This window comes from Janthinobacterium sp. PSRC1-1, from assembly GCF_049897525.1.
GTDB lineage: Bacteria > Pseudomonadota > Gammaproteobacteria > Burkholderiales > Burkholderiaceae_D > Janthinobacterium > Janthinobacterium tructae.
Window position 1 is genome coordinate 34,922 of record NZ_JAFCWK010000018.1, and the last position, 17,134, is coordinate 52,055.

Below are 17,134 nucleotides of genomic sequence, written 5' to 3' on the forward strand. Positions count from 1 at the left end.
ATTGGCGGCTTTGACGTATCGAATGACATAAACAACGCAGGCAAGACAATCCGGCCATCATACAGTGAAGTCTTTCCAACCTTCAGGAGTTCACCATGCGTGCAGAAGACGTATTAGCCGATCAACAAAACCAGGGCCAGTTCAACGGCGTCACCGTGCGCAAGGGCACAGTGGGCGCCTTCCTCGCCAATGCCAGGCTATGGCTGGATGACGCCAGCAGCAGCGCTGAAAAGGCCGTCGCCGAGCGCGACATTGTCGACGCCTTGCCCGCCCTGCACGCGCTGGGACTGTTCGATATCCTGCAAGTGCGCGACCTTGCGCTGCGCGAACTGGTGGCCGTCTCCACCGCTTGAGCGGGCACCGGCTCGTGCCCGGCGCGCATTTCCTCTATGATGCTGCTTTGCCCGCCCTCGCACCCGCCATGCCGTTTACCATCGCCACCCCCGTCTACAGCGAACTGATCATCAAGAAAAGCCGTTTCATCGGTTGCGTGCAGCCGATGACGGACCGCGCCAGCGCGCAGCAGGTGGTCAATGACTTGAAGGCGCAGCATCCGGGCGCCTGCCATGTGTGCTGGGCCTTGCTGGCGGGCGGTCAATCGGCGGCCGTCGATGATGGCGAGCCGAGCGGCACGGCCGGGCGGCCCATGCTCGACGTGCTGCGCCACCAGGACCTGGAAGGCGTGCTGGCGACCGTGGTGCGCTACTTTGGCGGGATCAAGCTGGGCGCGGGCGGCCTGGTGCGCGCCTACACGGACAGCGTGGCGCAAGCGTTGTTGCAGGCGGAAAAGACGGCCATCGTGCGCCAGCGTACCTTGCGCTGCACGGTGCCGTATGCGATGGAAGGCATGCTGCGCCGCGAACTCGATGGCGCCGGTGCCACCTTGCTGAACGTGACACACGGCGACGCCGTGCTGTTCGACTTCAGCCTGCCTGAAACGGCCGCCACCGCCCTGCTGGCCCATCTGCATGAGGCGGGCAATGGCCGCATCGTCTGGCTTGACGTCGAGGACTGAGACTGGCGCAGCTTATTGCACGCGACGCACCTTGGGCGAGTTGTTCGTGCCTTCGATCTTCAGGAAGAAGGTGCCGATGAAATTGCGTTCGAGCGTCACCTTGGGATTGTCCTGCGGCGCCAGCACGGCGGAGCTGCCATCGACGATGCGCCATACCTGGCCATTGCTCAACTTGATCAATTCGTTGCCGTTCCAGCCATAGAACTTGCCGGCGATGCTGCTGCTGATCGACTTGCTTTCTTGCGCCTCCGCGGCCTTCGGCTGCTTGACCGTTTCCATGCCAAAGCTTTGCTCGCGCTGCTGCGCGGTCAGCACCGCAGTAACGGGGGCGATGGGCGCGGCGGCGCCCAGAGGAATGGCGTCATAGCATTTCACGCGGCTGGCGATATCGGCCAGCGAACGGCATTGCAACATGGCAGCATCATCGGCCAGGGCCGCGCCCGATACGAACAGCAGCAAAAAGAGAGCTTTCATCGAAATTCTTTCAAAATAAGAGAAGTTGCGCCAAGCATGCCGTTTGCCATGCATGCGGGAATGATTATATCGATGTCCAGGGGCCGTGGCATGACGATCTTGCCACGGCTTGCTGTGCTTATGCGAAACTCAGGCGCCGCGCGGCCGCTTGATCTGCAGCAAAATGAAATGTATCCACGCCAGCGCCGGCAACACCAGCAACAGCAGCATCATTCCGGCCGGCATATCCGGCACGAAGCGCACGAAGCAGGCGAGAAAAGCGGCGATGGCCAGCCAGAAGCGCCAGTTGAAGGCATAGGCCTTGCGCGCCACTGTCGCCAGCGCAATGCGCCAGAATTCCAGCAAGGCCCACAGGCCGCCCGTCAGCAACAGCGCGGCCAGGGCATGGTCTCCGGGCGCGTCGGCCCAGGTGCGCACCAGGTTATACAGCAACACGGGATAGCCGGCCGTGACGGCCAGCGTGGCCGGGCCGGCGGCGATGACAGCTTCCAACAACTGCCCTTTGGAACGATGATCCACTACCTCCCCCTATACCACGGCGCCCGAATGGGCGGCGGTCACTTGCAGCGCGCCGGCCGCATCCTGCGTCCAGACGCGCGTAAAACGGAAGTCGCCATGCGTTTCCACGTCGTGATAACTGCCCGTCAGTTGCATGCGCACGGAAACCACGGCCACGTGGCCGTTGACGCGCACATGGCGCTCGGAGGCGCGCAAGTCCGTGATGGTCAGCAGGCGCTGCTCGTGCGCCGCCAGGTCCGCATGCTTGCTCAGCAAGTGTCCCAGGTGATTGGTAAACAACAAGTCATCGGCCAGCAACACATTCAGTACAGCCACGTCGGAGGCCATCATGGCCAGGCGCAAGCGCTCTTCCGCATCGAGTACTTGGGCTTCCGTTAAAGCATTCATCTTTTTCCTTAAAAATAGTGCGCCAGATTAGCAAACGAACAAACGTGCAATGCTGGCATGAAATCTTCCTTTTCACAATCATCCGGCAGACCTATTCCTGCGCTTATGCCTGTGAAGCATATTTATATAGCGTAATATTCGCAGCGGTATGGCGCAAAACGCCACCATAGTACTGTACAGTGCTTGCCCTTCCGCCCCGGGCTGGGGCAGCTGTCAGTGGTAGTACAGTTTTATGTGCTGCGTGCAGTCTCGAATAAAACCAAGATAAGGCCCCCTTCATGGCAATTAACATCATTCTGAACCTGCTCGTTGCGTTGCTCGTCTTCGCCTTCATGTTCCACCAGCAACGCAAACACGCGACGTTTACCGTGCGCGTCTTCACGGGCCTGGGCCTGGGCGTGCTGCTCGGTGCGGCCGCGCAAGCCATCTACGGCGCCGGCTCGCCCATCATCGCGGGCACCAATGAATACATCGACATCGTCGGCAGCGGCTACGTCAAACTGCTGCAGATGATCATCATGCCGCTGATCATGGTCTCCATCATTTCCGCCATTTTAAAACTCAAGGATGCGAGTTCCCTGGGCAAGATCAGCGTGCTGACCATCGGCACCCTGCTCATTACCACCACGATCGCCGCCGCGCTGGGCATTTTGATGGCCAAGCTGTTCGGCTTGACGGCCGTCGGCCTGACGTCGAGCGCCGCCGAAGTGGCGCGCGGCGTGCAGCTGCAAGGCTCGCTGGAAACGGCAAAAGCGCTGTCCTTGCCCAAACTGCTGGTCAGCTTCGTGCCGACCAACCCCTTCCTTGACATGACGGGCGCGCGCAAGACGTCGACCATCGCCGTGGTGGTGTTTTCCATCTTCATCGGCATCTCGGCCACGGGCATCGCGGCGAAAAAACCTGAAATCTTCGCTTCCTTCGAAAGCTTCATGAAAGTGGCGCACGCCATCGTCATGCGCATGGTCACGCTGGTGCTGCGCCTGACGCCGTACGGCGTGTTTGCGCTGATGTTTGCAGTGGTGGCCTCGTCGAGCTACACGGACATCTTGAAACTGATCAACTTCGTCGTCGCCTCGTACAGCGCGCTGATATTGATGTTCCTGGTGCACCTGGCCATCATCGCCGGCGTGGGCCTGAACCCGCTGCGCTTCGTGAAAAAAGTCTTCCCCGTGCTGGCCTTCGCGTTTACGTCGCGCACGAGCGCCGGTTCGATCCCGATGAGTGTGCAGACGCAAACCCAGCGCCTGGGCACGCCGGAAGGCATCGCCAACTTCGCCGCCTCGTTCGGCTCGACCATCGGCCAGAACGGCTGCGCCGGCATCTACCCTGCCATGCTGGCCGTGATGATCGCCCCTACCGTCGGCGTCGACCCGTTCACCGTCAGCTTCCTGCTGCCCTTGCTGGCCATCATCACCATCGGTTCCGTCGGCGTGGCCGGCGTAGGCGGCGGCGCCACGTTTGCCGCGCTGATCGTGCTGTCGGCCATGGACTTGCCCGTCGCGCTGGCCGGCTTGCTGATCTCCGTCGAACCGCTGATCGACATGGGCCGCACGGCATTGAACGTCAGCGGCTCGATCACGGCCGGCACCGTCACCAGCCGGGTCATGGGCGAAACCGACCTGGCCGTCTACAACAGCGACGACGCCCCCGATCTGGACGAAGCGGAACACGCCGCCTAGGAAGCCATCCACCGGCGCGCCGTGCCTTGCCGCTTTTCTCTATATTTACTCATAATAAATACAGAGGAAGGCGCAAGGCGATGGAACAAAAATGGCCGCAGCACATCTGGATCGTGCGGCACGGCCAAAGTGCCGGCAACGTGGCGCGCGATGCCGCCGAAGCGAAAAAACAGCTGTTGATCGCCATCGCCGAGCGCGATGTCGACGTCCCGCTCTCCGAGCTGGGCGCGCGCCAGGCGCACGCCCTGGGCGACTGGTTCGCCACCCTCTCTCTTGAACAACAACCGACCGTCGTGCTGTATTCACCGTATGTGCGGGCGCAGCAGACGGCGCACGCCGTGCTGGCGCGGCTAGCCACGGACAGCCTCGCCTCCGTGGTGGCCGACGAACGCCTGCGTGAAAAGGAATTCGGCATTCTCGACCGCCTGACCGTGCACGGCATCGCCAGCAAGTACCCGGAACTGTACGAACAGCGCCAGCACGTCGGTAAATTTTACTTCCGCCCACCGGGCGGCGAAAGCTGGTGCGACGTCATCCTGCGCCTGCGCAGCGTGCTCGACACCATCACCCGCGAATACCGGGGCGAACGCGTACTGATCGTCGGCCACCAGGTCATCGTCAACTGTTTCCGCTACCTGCTGGAACGCTGCGACGAGCATGCCATCCTGGCCATCGACAAGGCGGCCGACGTGCCCAACTGCGGCATCACCTCGTACGCCTTCAATCCCGCCCTGGGCAGGCACGGCAAGCTGCAGCTGGACCTGTGCAACTTCGTCGCGCCGCTGGAAGCGGCCGGCACCCCCGTCACGGCCCAGCCCGACATGCCGGCCGCGCCAAAATCCTGAACGGGGGTAACAACGGCATGGAAACAACAGCCATAAGCATATCCGTAAAGAATCGTTCGCCTTGGCAACAACCTCCCTTAAGCTCATTCCATTGTTTTCAGATGAACAAGCTTAAAGGATACCGCCGTGCACCTGCGCCACTCATACGCCCCCCTTGCCACTCCCGCCACGCCGCTGCGCGCCATCGTGCTGGCCTGCGCCATGCTGGGCACTGCGCCCGCATGGGCCCAGGATGCGCAAGCGACCGCCAGCACAGGCGCCACCGCTGACGCGGCCGGCGCCAGCATCGACCAGGTCACCGTCGTCGGCTCGCGCGCGCGCAATCGCACGGTCTTCGACAGCAGCGTGCCCATCGACCGTTTCGGCGCGCGCGAAGTGAGCAACGCGCTGTCGACGGGCGACGTGGGCGCGGCCCTGCAAAACCTGTCGCCATCGATCAACTTCCCCCGCATCGAGTCGAGCGGCGCGTCGGACTCCGTGCGCGGCATCCAGTTGCGGGGCCTGGCGCCCGACCAGGTGCTGGTGCTGATCAACGGCAAGCGCCGCCACACGAGCGCCGTTCTGGACACGGAAAGCAGCTTCGCCGGCACCGTGCCGGTCGACATCAACGCCATTGCGCCGAACGCCATCGACCACATCGAAATCCTGCGCGACGGCGCCGGTGCCCAGTACGGCAGCGATGCCGTGGCGGGCGTGATCAACATCGTGTTGAAAAAGGCGCGCACGGGCGGCGCCGCCTCCGTCAGCTATGGCGCCAACCACACGCATTTCGACCCGACCGATCAAACCCTGACGGATGGCCAGACCGTCATCGTCAACGCCGACTATGGCGTGCCGCTGGGCGAAGCGGGGTTCTTCCGCTTCGGCGCGGAAACGCGGCGCCGCTCGCCCACGGAACGGGCCGGCCCCAGCGACGCGGGCTGGACTTCCTACAACTTCACGCCGGCCGACCAGGCGCTCGATGGCAAGGTGCTGTTCAAGTCCGGCGACTCGCTCCAGCGCAACCACTACCTGTTCTACAACACCCAGCTCACCCTGGCCAACGGCCTGGACCTGTACTCGTTTGCCACCCTCAACGAGCGAAAATCGGACGGCAGCGCCTACTTCCGCTATCCGGGCGACCCGTCGAATGTGCCGGCCCTGTATCCGAACGGCTACCGCCCCGTCACCAACGGCGACAAGCGCGACCTGAGCATCGTGGCCGGCGTGCGCGGCAGCGCGGGCGAGTGGAACTGGGACGCCAGCGCGCGCCACGGCAGCGACCGCTTCGACTACGGCGTGAGCCACTCCGTCAACGCTTCGCTGGGCGCAGCCAGCCCCACGCGTTTCAAGCTGGCCGGCTTCGACTTCCGCCAGAACGCCTTGAACCTCGATGCCACGCGCAGCATCGACATCGGTTTGCCCGCCCCTTTGAGCCTGGCAGTGGGCGCCGAATGGATGCGCGAAACCTACACCAGCTCGGCCGGCGACCCCGCTTCGTATGCGGCCGGCGGTTTCACCGACGCGCCACCGGGCGCGCAGGCGGGACCGGGCTTGCGCCCATCGGACGCCTACGACGGCAGCCGGCAAATCCGCTCCGTGTATGCGGACGTGGAAAGCGACCTCACGCCGCGCCTGCTGGTAGGCGCCGCCGCCCGCTATTCCCACTACAGCGACTTCGGCAGCGCCAGCACGGGCAAACTGTCCACGCGCTACAAAGTGACGGACAATTTCCTCGTGCGCGGCTCGCTGTCGAACAGCTTCCGCGCACCGGCCCTCGTGCAGACGGGCTTCCGCTTCGCCACATTGAACTTCAACGCCGATGGCACGGCCCTGCAAACATCGGCCCTGCTGCCGGCCAGCGACCCGCTGGCGCGCAGCTTCGGCGCGCAACAGCTGAAACCGGAAAAGTCGACCAACGTCTCGCTGGGCCTGGCCTGGAAACCGGCGGCCGCCACCAGCGTGACGGTGGACGCCTATGTGATCCGCATCCGCGACCGCATCACGCGCTCGAGCGATTTGCAAAGCGACGCCGTCACCGCCTACCTGGCCGCCAATGGCCGCAGCGACATCCAGTCCGTGGCCTATCTGGCCAACCTGCTCGACACCGCTACCCGCGGCCTGGATGTGGTGCTGAATCACGACCTGGCGTTCGCTAAAGGCAAACTGAACCTGAACGCGGCGCTGAACCTGAACAAGACCAACCTCGACAAGGTGCGCCAACGTTCCGCCGCGCTGACCGATATCGATCCGAGTCTGACCCTGCTGACGGAGACGAGTTTGTTCCGCATCAAACATGCGTCCCCCAACAGCAAATTGATCCTTGGCGCCGACTGGCAAGCGGCCGGCTGGGGCGTGCAGGCGCGCGCCACGCGCTTCGGCGAGCTGAAAGATTTTTCGTATGACAGCGAGGCGCCCCTGATCGACGGCATTCCCGCGCAGCGCTTCGGCGCGGTCTGGTCGCTGGACCTGGAAGGCCAGTTAAAACTGAGCAAGCAACTGACGGTGAGCGTGGGCGGCAACAATATCCTCGACCGCTATCCGCAACGCGTGCGCCAGACGAATAACGCCACGTATGGCGGCGCCCTGCCCTACAATTTCATCAACCCCATCGGCGTCAATGGCGCGTACTTCTACGCCAAGCTGGCCTACACGTTTTAACGTCACGGAAAGAGCATATGATCATCAAGAAAATTTCTCACCTCGTCGCCGGCGCCTGCCTGAGCGCCCTCCTGCTGTCGTCCGCCCAGGCTGCCGCACCGCTGGTACTGATGACGGACTTCGGCACGGCCGACGGCGCCGTGTCCGCCATGCATGGCGTGGCCTATGGCGTCGACCCCACACTCACCATCTCGGACCTGACGCACCAGATTCCCGATTACGACATCTGGCTGGGCGCCTACCGCCTGTACCAGACGGCCAACTACTGGCCGCAAGGCACGGTGTTCGTGTCCGTCATCGATCCTGGCGTGGGCACGGCGCGCAAGTCGGTGGTACTGAAAACCAAGGGTGGCCGCTACTTCGTGGGGCCGGACAATGGCCTGTTCACCCTGATCGCCGAGCGCGACGGCGTAGCCGAACTGCGCGAAATCGATGAGAAGGTCAACCGCCTGGCCGGTTCCGCCGAGTCGTACACCTTCCATGGCCGCGACGTGTACGCGTATGTCGGTGCGCGCCTGGCGTCGGGCGCCATCAGCTATGAACAGGTGGGCCCGCCATTGCCGAGCGAATCCGTGGTGAAAATCGCGTATCAAAAACCTGTGCGCGACGGCAACACCATCCGCGGCATCGTGCCCGTGCTGGATGTGAAATATGGCAATGTGTGGACGAATATTCCGAAATCGCTGCTCGACGAATTGCAGGTGAAACTGCATGACCCGCTGCAAGTGCGCATTTTGCACAAGGGCAAGCAAGTGGCCAAGGTCACGGCGCCCTTCGAACACACGTTTGGCGGCGTCGCCAAGGGCAAGCCCCTGGTCTACCTGAACAGCCTGCTCGACGTCGCTATCGCCATCAGCCAGGGCGACTTTGCGGCCCAACACCACGTCGCCTCGGGCGTGGATTGGGAAGTGGAAGTGAGCAAGGCCCCTGCCGCCAAATAAATGTCCTTGCGCGGCCAGGGCATCCTGCCCTGGCCCAACTGGCCATATCCATTGCGGGTTTGCGCCACGTCAAACCCAGCGCTTTGCCCGCCCCCGTCAGCACCACGGCTGTGCAAGTCCGGTGAACCTGTGCCGGCCCACCCGCTCTAAACCTAGCAAGCGATGCCAGCCATGTTTCAGATACGCAATCTGGCGAGGCGTGCGTTTCCACGACAGTCTTCCACTGAAAAGGAACAATCATGACGGCTCCACTCCTGACCACCAACAAGCTCGTCCTCGGTAGCGCCATCGTCTGTGCGCTGCTGGGCGGTTGCAACAAACGCAGCGACACCAGCACCACCGCCACGCCCGCTGCCACTGCGCCGGCAACGCCGCCCGCCACCAGCGGCACGTCCGGCACCACAGGCACGACCAACCCGGACACCACCACCCCTGGCATGACACCGGGCACCACCAATCCCGATGGCACGACCACGCCGCCCGCCACCACCCCGCCTCAAAATGGCACGCCACCGGGAACAGGGACAGGGACAGGCACCACGCCGCCACCGCGCAACAGCTAGCGCACACCGGCCCGCAGCGTCACTGGCAGGCAAAAAAAGAGCCTTCCGCAGAAGGCTCTTGAAATACCACGGCGCAGCGCAAGCCACGCCTTGGCCCGGTACTATTTTTGCAGGCTGACCGACGCCGCTTTCGGCGTACGGCGTCCCATCAGGAACAGCACGGCCTTTTTCAGCATGCGGTAGACGAAGCGCACCAGCAGCAAGGTCAGCACGCATTCGATCAAGGTCAGGATCATGGCCACGGCCACGGGCATGCGCGCGGCGCGGCGGTGGAACTTGGCCACGGCGCCATCACGGGCGATTTCGATGCTGTCATAGAAGGTCGGTACGACCAGCAGAGTCAGAATCGTCGAGGTGATGGTGCCGCCGATGATGGCGATCGCCAATGGACGGTAGAACTCGCCGCCCTCGCCCAGGCCCAGCGCCACGGGGAACATGCCGGCGATCAGCGCAAACGTCGTCATCAGGATGGGGCGCAGACGCATGCGGCCCGCATACATCAGCGCTTCCTCGCGGCCATGGCCCTCTTCCTCGCGCTTGCGCGCCGCGTCCAGCAACAGGATGGCGTTCTTGGCGACCAGACCCATCAGCATGATGATGCCGATAAAGCTCATCAGGTTGAGGGTGTTGTTCGTGATCACCAGCGCCACCACCACGCCAATCAGACTGAGCGGCAAGGACATCATCACGGCCACCGGCGCCGTGAAGGAACCGAACTGCATCACCAGGATCAAATACATCAGGCCGATACCCATCACCAGCGCGATCAGCATTTCCGTGAATAGCTCTTGCTGGTCCTGGCCGGCGCCACCGAGCGCCAGGCCGTAGCCGGGCGGGAAGTCGATGGAGTTGGCCAGTTTCATGGCGTCGCTCGTCACTTCGCCGTTCGAGCGGCCTTGCGCATTGGCCGACACGGTGATCGTGCGCTTGCCATTCTTGTGCTCGATGCCGGACGGGCCCTTGCCCATGGTAATGGTGGCGATCTGGTCGAGCGGCACCATTTGCGAGGTGCCCGTCACGCTGATCGGCAGGCGCTCGATGTTTTCCGATGCCACGCGGTCATCGGGATGCAGGCGCACGGCCACGTCGCGCGTCTCGCCCGTCGGATCGACCCAGTCGCCCACTTCCACGCCGGCAAACGCCACGCGCAACGATTGCGCCGCATCATTGACGGAAATGCCCATCGAGTTGGCCAGGCCACGGTTGAGCTCAATCTGCAGCTCGTTCTTCGGGTCCTGCTCGGACAGGCCCACGTCGACGGCGCCGGGAATGGCGCGCAGCTTGTCCATGTAAGCGTTGGTAATTTCCATGAGTTTACGCGAATCCGGACCCGTGAATTCCACCTGGATCGGTTTTTGCGAACCGTTGCTCAAGTCATCCTGCACCACGTATTCGGCGCCCACCAGACGCGACATCTTCTCGCGCAGTTCGACGGCGATTTCCTTGGCCGAACGCTTGCGGGTGTTGCGCTTGCCGATGTCGACATACACGCGGCCGCCGCCGGCATTGATGGAGCTGTTGGTATCCTTGGTTTCAGGCAAGGTGCGCGCCAGCACGGCCGCCGCTTCCAGTTTCAAACGCGAATACTCGATGCTGCTCGACGATGGCGTGCGCACATTGATCATCAGATTACCCGAATCGGATGCCGGCAGGAAACTCGTGCCGCCATGCGTGGCGTGCAGGGCAATGGCGCCCACCAGGCTGCCGAAGGCGATGACGGCCATCCAGCGGCGGTGGTGCAGGGCCCAGGCGATCACGCGGCCATAGCGGTCCGCCTGGTGGTCGAACCAGTGGTTGAATTTCTCCAGCACGCGGCCGATGCCCTTTTTCGGCGCCGCATGTTCCTCGACCGGGTCGCCCCAGTAGGCCGACAGCATGGGGTCGAGCGTAAACGAGATACCCAGGCTGACCAGCACCGAGCACGTCACCGTCAAGGCAAACGGACGGAACCATTCGCCGGAAATACCGGGCATGAAGGCCACGGGAATGAAGACGGCGATGATGGAGAACGTCGTGGCGGCCACGGCCATGCCGATCTCGGCCGTGCCTTCCAGCGCGGCCGTGCGGCGGTCCTTGCCCATCTGCATGTGGCGCACGATGTTTTCGCGCACCACGATGGCGTCATCGATCAGCACGCCGATGGCCAGCGACAGGCCCAGCAGGGTCATGAAGTTCAGGGTAAAGCCGCACAGCCACACGGCAATGAAGGCGGCAATCACGGACGTCGGCAGGCTCAGCGCCGTGATCAGGGTCGAACGCCACGAGTTCAGGAAGGCGTAGACGACGAAAATCGTCAGCACGGCGCCCAGCACCAGCGATTCGATCACATTGTTCAGGCTATGCTGGGCGTTTTCGCCGCCGTCGCGCGTCACTTGCAGGATCGTGCCTTTCGGCAAGGTCTTGTTGATTTCCGCCACCATGTCGCGGATCTTGTTGGCCACGCTGACGGTGGAGGCGTCGCGCACGCGGGTAATCGACATGCCCACGTTGGGCTTGCCGCTGCGCATGCTCAGGCTGTTGACTTCGGCAAAACCGTCCACGATGGTGGCCACTTGCGCCAGGCGCACGATTTCCTCGCCGCGGCGCTTGATCACCACTTTCTCGAAGTCGGCTGGCGATTCGATGCGGCCCACCAGGCGGATGCTTTTCTCGTCCAGAGTGCCGCGCACCTTGCCCACGGGCGCATTCGTGTTCTGGTTGCGCAAGGCGGTAACGACGTCGCTGACGGACACATTATATTCACGCAATTTTTCCGCGCGCAGCAGCACGGACAGCTCGCGCTTGAGCGAACCGCCCACGTTGACCAGCGCCACGCCATCGACGGTGCGGAAGCGGTCCGACAGCACGTCCTCGGCCAGGCGCGAAATTTCCGCATGACTTTGCGTATTCGACGACAGCGCCAGTTGCATGATCGGTTCGGCAGCCGGGTCGATGCGCTGCAAGATAGGCTCGCGCATTTCCGTCGGCAACTTGTAGCGCACGGCGGCAATCGCATTGCGGATATTGTCGGACGCCTCGATCAAATTGGTATTGAACGAGAACTTCAGGAAGATGGTGGCCGAACCTTCATTCGAATCGCTGTTGACCTCGGTCACGCCGGAAATGCTTTGCAAGGACTTTTCCAGGCGGTTCACCACTTCGCGCTCGACCGTATCGGGCGATGCGCCAGGGTAAGGAATGCTGACGACGATGAAGGGCACTTCGACGTCCGGATTCTGGTTGACGCGCAGTTTCTTGAGCGCCAGCAAGCCGACGCACATCATCGCCAGGATCAGGACGATGGTGGCGGTGGGCCGCTTGATACTGAAATCGGAAAGGAACATGGCTTAGTTTCCTTTACCGGCAACGGCGGTGCTGCTGCTGGCCACGGCGGCGGCGGGTACGGCTTTGCCGGCCGTCAGCTCCACTTTCTGCCCATCCTTGAAGGTCGAACCCGGCGTGCGCAGCACGGTATCGCCGCTGGCCAGACCGCTTTGCACTTCCCACTGGCCCGTGCGCACATCGCGCGCGCCGATGCGCAAGTTGACTTTATGCAAGGCCTTGTCCTTGACCTTCCACGTGTACGTGACGTCGCCCGCCTTCACCAGCGCCGAGTCGGGAATCATCAGCGCGCTGATGCTGTCCGTCTCGATGCGCCCTTCCGCATACAGGCCGGCCACGCGCGGTTGTTCCTTGTCGTTGAAATCGACCAGCACGGCCACCTGGCGCGTGACGGCATTGGCGGCAGGATCGACTCTGCGCACCTTGCCCGTGAAATCCTGGCCCGGATACCCATTGATGCGGAACAGCACGGGCTGGCCCACCTTGACGACGCCGATCTTGTCGGCCGACACCAGGCCTTCCAGACGCATGCTGGTCGGATCGATGACCTTGATCAATTCCTTGCCGATTTGCGCCGTATCGCCATTCGATACCTTGCGCTCGCTCACGATGCCGTCGAACGGCGCGCGCACGAGGGTGCGCTGCAGTTGCTGGCGGGCCTGGGCGGCGCGGCTTTTCGCGGCGGACAGATCGCTTTGCGCATTATTGCGGCGAATTTCCGCGTCTTCCAGCGCCTGCGTCGAGGTCATGCCCGAGGCGCGCAGGGTTTTCATGCGCTGGAACATGCGTTCGGCCTGTTCCAGCACCTGGCCCGAGGCGCGGCTGGCTTCCTCGGCCGAATTGAGGCTGTCGCGAATGGACGTTTCATCCAGGCGCACCAGCACGTCGCCCCGCTTGACGACTTCACCATTTTCCTTCATGACCTGAATCACCACGGCCGACACTTCGGCGCGCAAGTCCGCGTTGCGCTCAGGCTGCACGGAACCGGTGATGACGGGCCCCGAGGCCAGCGCATTGCTCTGGATGGTCAGCAAGTCTTCCGGGGAGACCAGCAGATTGACGGCGGCGCCCGCCTGTTCCTTGGCTCCCTTGCCGCCCTTGCCGGGATCCTTGGACTCTTTGCCGCAGGCGGTCAGGGCGGAAGCGATTGCCAGAACAAACAGGGTTTTGCGCAACATGGGTAATTCTCCGGATAGATAGCACCGCTACCGTCCCCACGGCCCGGATAGGGCTGCAGGCGTTAGCAAGCATTTATTTTTATTAAAACCACAAGCGCCAAAGTATCCATGAGCGTGTCCGGGCATGTCAATCGGCGGTTTCCTGTAATGCTTTAATCAATGGATGAAACGTAGTTTTTACGCCCTGAAACGCAAAACCCCGCCTTGAAGCGGGGTTTTACGTTTCAGGTGAAGCGGACTTAGCGGCTAAAAATGGTGTTGATCAGGAAGCCGATCGCCACGCCCGTGCACAGGCCGCCGGCGATTTCCACCAGCGTATGACCCATGCGCTCGCGCAAGGTCTTGTGCGCGGCGCTGGCCGCTTCCCCGGCCAGGCGATTGATGGCCGCCGCCTGCTTGCCCACGTGCTGGCGCAGGCTGTTGGCGTCGATGATGACGATGAAGGCCAGGGTCACAGCCACGCCGAAGGCGGGGTGGCCGATGCCTTCGCGCAAGGCGATCAACGTTGCCATGCTGGACACGACGGCGCTATGGTTGCTGGGAAAGCCGCCATTGCCGACCAGGCCGAACGCCCATTGCCGCGTGCGGACACTGTTGATCAGGAATTTGATCGGTCCGACCAGGATCCAGGCGATCAGGGGCGTGACGAGGTAAGCGATATCCACGGGTATTCCTTCTTTTATAGGTAGAGAGTGTATCTGGAGAGACGGGCGCGCCGCAATTATCGCAGATCATCCGCGCCAGCAGAACTGTCTGGCGTCAGACTATAAAACGCGGCCCCGGGCCGCAACTAATATAAAATCATGGCATATACAACAATTGACGTATATCAACACTGAGCGCGGCGCGCACAGCGGCGCGGATAATCAAACGTCTTTCATTCTTGCAACGGGGTCCTCATGCGGCATTTCAGAATTTCCTTTTTAGTCACTTTTATCCTGATGGCGGTGTCGGGTTGGTGGGGTTACAGCCATGGCGGCATGCCCGGCCTGATCAATGCCCTGTGGATCACGGGCGTGCTGGGCGTCATGGAAGTGTCGCTGTCGTTCGACAATGCCGTGGTGAATGCCTCGGTCTTGCGCCACTGGAATGAATTCTGGCAAAAACTGTTTTTGACGGTCGGTATCCTCGTGGCCGTCTTCGGCATGCGGCTGCTGTTCCCGCTGGTCATCGTATCCGTCGCCACGGGCCTGGGCCTGGTCGATGTCTGGACCATGGCCACCACCACGCCGGACGTGTATGCCAAGCACCTGACGGACAACCATGCGCAAGTGGCAGCCTTCGGCGGCGCCTTTTTGCTGCTGGTGTTCCTGAACTTCCTGTTTGACGACGAGAAGGAATTGCACTGGCTGGGCTGGGCCGAGGAAAAAGTCAATGCGCTGGGCACCGAAAGCCTGGCCGTGCTGATCACCATGGGCGCCGTGGCGGCCTGCGTGGCGATGGGCCCTGCGGATGAAAAATACAGCGTGCTCGCTGCGGGCATCGTCGGCATCGCCGTCTACATCGGCGTGAACTGGATCAGCGGCTTGCTGGAAGAAGGCGAACCGGACTTGCAGGATGACGCAGAAGAAGGCGCCGCGCCAGCCAAAAACGGCAATGGCGATCTCGTGAAAACGGTGGCGCGCGGCAGCATCGGCGGCTTCCTGTACCTGGAAGTGCTCGATGCCTCGTTCAGCTTTGACGGCGTGATCGGCGCCTTTGCCATCACCAACGACGTCGTCATCATCATGCTGGGCCTGGCCATCGGCGCCATGTTCGTGCGCTCGATGACGGTCTTCCTCGTGCACAAGGGCACGCTGGACGAATTCGTCTACCTGGAGCACGGCGCCCATTATGCGATCGGCATCCTGGCCTTGATCATGCTGGCGTCCGTCAAGTACCATATTCCGGAGTGGTTCACGGGCCTGTCGGGCGTGGCCTTCATCCTGGTCTCGCTGTGGTCATCCCTGCGTTATCGCAAACGGCACGCGGCACAAGCTTGAAATCGGGGGTTGCGCCCCCAATTGAAAAGGTAATGGCACGAGCGCCTGGCGCTCATCCCATGAAGGCATGTTTGAGTTTAATTACTAAAAGGAGCACCACATGGCAATCAGTTTACAAAAAGGCGGCAACGTCAACCTGAGCAAGGAAGCACCGAACCTGAAGAAGATCATCGTCGGCCTCGGCTGGGATCCTCGTTCGACGGACGGCGCCACCTTCGACCTTGACGGTAGTGCTTTCCTCCTGAAAAGCGACGGCAAAGTCCGTGGCGACTCTGACTTCATCTTCTACAACAACCTGAAGTCGACCGACGGTTCCGTCGTCCACACGGGCGACAACACCACGGGCGAAGGCGAAGGCGACGATGAGCGCATCGAAATCGACCTGACCCGCGTGCCAGCCGACATCGACCGCATCAGCATCACCGTCACCATTCACGACGCCGACGCGCGCCGCCAGAACTTCGGCATGGTCTCGAAAGCCTTCATCCGCTGCCTGAACGCGGAAGGCGAAAAAGAAATCGCCCGCTACGACCTGTCCGAAGACAGCTCGACGGAAACGGCGATGATCTTTGGCGAAATCTACCGCTACAACGGCGAATGGAAGTTCAAGGCCATCGGCCAGGGCTTCAACGGTGGCCTGGGCCCGCTCGCTCGCTCGTTCGGCGTCAACGCCTAATTCACACTCGTTAAACCTACTGCGCCGCTCACTTTCGGGCCTGCGTTGCTCGCTGTACCTGCGTACAGCTGCGCGACTTAACCCGAAATCGAGCTTGCTCGCTACGGTTTTCCGAGGTGAATTATCTTAATGTCATATCATTGCTGCCGCCTGCACAGATCAGGCGGCTTTTTTTTGGAGATTTATCATGCCAGTATTTAGTGTCACGGGAGACGTCGATCCCTTCCTCCACGTCAGCATGAAGCAGGGCGAAACCATCTATTGCGAATCGGATGCGATGGTGATGATGGAGACGGCGCTGGACTTGAAAGGCAAGATGACGGGCGGCTTGGGCAGCGCCATCATGCGCCGCTTCGCCAACGGCGAATCGTTCTTCCAGCAGCATATCGAAGCGGTGCGCGGCAGCGGCGATTGCCTGCTCTCGCCGACCCTGCCGGGCGCCATCGAAGTGGTCGACGTGGGCGCGCGCCAGTACCTGCTCAACGACGGCGCCTTTGTCGCCGCCACCTCGGGCACGGAAATGAAGGTGCGCACGCAAAGCATCGGCAACGCGCTGTTCGCCCAGTCTGGCGGCTTCTTCGTCATGGAGACGGCCGGCACCGGGCAAGTGGTGGTGTCGGGCTTCGGCTCCATGTTCCAGCTCGACGTCGAGCCGGGCAAGGACGTCGTGATCGACAATTCCCACGTGGTGTGCTGGGACAATAGCCTGAAATACGAGATTTCCGTGACCACGGGCGGCGGTGCCAGCGGCGGCGGCATCGGCGGCTTCCTCGGCAATATCGTCAACAGCGTGACCAGCGGGGAAGGCATCGTGCTGCGCTTTTCCGGCTCGGGCAAGGTCTTCATCTGCTCGCGCAACCGCGACGCATTCCTGAAATGGACGGCATCCGGCAAGGCCGGCTGATCCCCTCCCT

16 protein-coding genes are annotated in these 17,134 nt (G+C 62.3%); 10 read left to right on the forward strand and 6 right to left on the reverse strand.

The window, feature by feature from the left end; genetic code table 11:
- Positions 1–95 precede the first annotated feature (95 nt).
- On the forward strand, positions 96–353 hold the full coding sequence (locus tag ACP7DW_RS26545; protein WP_426057462.1) for a hypothetical protein: 258 nt from the start codon (positions 96–98) through the stop codon (positions 351–353).
- 68 nt (positions 354–421) lie between these two features.
- The gene (locus ACP7DW_RS26550; protein WP_426057488.1) at positions 422–1,015 is read left to right on the forward strand and encodes an IMPACT family protein; all 594 of its coding nucleotides are present in this window, start codon (positions 422–424) and stop codon (positions 1,013–1,015) included.
- Positions 1,016–1,027: 12 nt separating this feature from the next.
- Here the strand turns inward: ACP7DW_RS26550 and ACP7DW_RS26555 are convergent, their stop codons facing one another.
- The 3 genes from ACP7DW_RS26555 to ACP7DW_RS26565 form a co-directional block, all read right to left on the reverse strand.
- Complete coding sequence (locus tag ACP7DW_RS26555) at positions 1,028–1,489, reverse strand: hypothetical protein (RefSeq protein ID WP_426057461.1); 462 nt, start codon at positions 1,487–1,489, stop codon at positions 1,028–1,030.
- Positions 1,490–1,618: 129 nt separating this feature from the next.
- Positions 1,619–2,008 carry a hypothetical protein gene (locus ACP7DW_RS26560; RefSeq protein WP_426057460.1) on the reverse strand — a complete coding sequence of 130 codons (390 nt, stop codon included), beginning with the start codon at positions 2,006–2,008 and terminating at the stop codon, positions 1,619–1,621.
- A 9-nt stretch (positions 2,009–2,017) separates the two neighbouring features.
- Positions 2,018–2,395 carry a nuclear transport factor 2 family protein gene (locus ACP7DW_RS26565; RefSeq protein ID WP_426057459.1) on the reverse strand — a complete coding sequence of 126 codons (378 nt, stop codon included), beginning with the start codon at positions 2,393–2,395 and terminating at the stop codon, positions 2,018–2,020.
- A 278-nt stretch (positions 2,396–2,673) separates the two neighbouring features.
- Here ACP7DW_RS26565 and ACP7DW_RS26570 point away from each other — a divergent pair, with 278 nt between their 5' ends.
- The 5 genes from ACP7DW_RS26570 to ACP7DW_RS26590 all read left to right on the forward strand — a co-directional run bounded on the left by ACP7DW_RS26570 (position 2,674) and on the right by ACP7DW_RS26590 (position 9,063).
- Positions 2,674–4,074 carry an L-cystine transporter gene (locus tag ACP7DW_RS26570; RefSeq protein WP_426057458.1) on the forward strand — a complete coding sequence of 467 codons (1,401 nt, stop codon included), beginning with the start codon at positions 2,674–2,676 and terminating at the stop codon, positions 4,072–4,074.
- Positions 4,075–4,154: 80 nt separating this feature from the next.
- Entirely contained in the window at positions 4,155–4,919 is a 765-nt protein-coding gene (locus tag ACP7DW_RS26575) for a histidine phosphatase family protein (protein WP_426057457.1), read from the forward strand.
- A gap of 126 nt (positions 4,920–5,045) precedes the next feature.
- The gene (locus ACP7DW_RS26580) at positions 5,046–7,559 is read left to right on the forward strand and encodes a TonB-dependent receptor plug domain-containing protein (RefSeq protein ID WP_426057456.1); all 2,514 of its coding nucleotides are present in this window, start codon (positions 5,046–5,048) and stop codon (positions 7,557–7,559) included.
- A gap of 17 nt (positions 7,560–7,576) precedes the next feature.
- Positions 7,577–8,500 (forward strand): SAM hydrolase/SAM-dependent halogenase family protein, encoded by a 924-nt coding sequence (locus ACP7DW_RS26585; protein WP_426057455.1) that lies wholly within the window; start codon positions 7,577–7,579, stop codon positions 8,498–8,500.
- A gap of 239 nt (positions 8,501–8,739) precedes the next feature.
- Positions 8,740–9,063, forward strand: a complete 324-nt coding sequence (locus tag ACP7DW_RS26590; protein WP_426057454.1) for a hypothetical protein — start codon at positions 8,740–8,742, stop codon at positions 9,061–9,063.
- A gap of 101 nt (positions 9,064–9,164) precedes the next feature.
- On the opposite strand, the gene ACP7DW_RS26595 is transcribed toward ACP7DW_RS26590, so the two are convergent.
- From ACP7DW_RS26595 to ACP7DW_RS26605, 3 genes are all read right to left on the reverse strand, one after another.
- Complete coding sequence (locus tag ACP7DW_RS26595; protein WP_426057453.1) at positions 9,165–12,386, reverse strand: efflux RND transporter permease subunit; 3,222 nt, start codon at positions 12,384–12,386, stop codon at positions 9,165–9,167.
- A gap of 3 nt (positions 12,387–12,389) precedes the next feature.
- Positions 12,390–13,562: an efflux RND transporter periplasmic adaptor subunit gene (locus tag ACP7DW_RS26600; protein ID WP_426057452.1), complete on the reverse strand. Its 1,173-nt coding sequence runs from the start codon at positions 13,560–13,562 to the stop codon at positions 12,390–12,392.
- Between the two features lie 239 nt (positions 13,563–13,801).
- On the reverse strand, positions 13,802–14,227 hold the full coding sequence (locus ACP7DW_RS26605) for a divergent PAP2 family protein (protein ID WP_426057451.1): 426 nt from the start codon (positions 14,225–14,227) through the stop codon (positions 13,802–13,804).
- Between the two features lie 234 nt (positions 14,228–14,461).
- Between ACP7DW_RS26605 and ACP7DW_RS26610 the strand changes: the two genes are divergently transcribed.
- From ACP7DW_RS26610 to ACP7DW_RS26620, 3 genes are all read left to right on the forward strand, one after another.
- Positions 14,462–15,544, forward strand: coding sequence for a DUF475 domain-containing protein (locus ACP7DW_RS26610; RefSeq protein WP_298409288.1), 1,083 nt, complete (start codon positions 14,462–14,464; stop codon positions 15,542–15,544).
- 100 nt (positions 15,545–15,644) lie between these two features.
- Positions 15,645–16,220, forward strand: coding sequence for a TerD family protein (locus tag ACP7DW_RS26615; protein WP_046682304.1), 576 nt, complete (start codon positions 15,645–15,647; stop codon positions 16,218–16,220).
- 187 nt (positions 16,221–16,407) lie between these two features.
- Complete coding sequence (locus ACP7DW_RS26620; RefSeq protein WP_035826041.1) at positions 16,408–17,124, forward strand: TIGR00266 family protein; 717 nt, start codon at positions 16,408–16,410, stop codon at positions 17,122–17,124.
- Positions 17,125–17,134 lie beyond the last annotated feature (10 nt).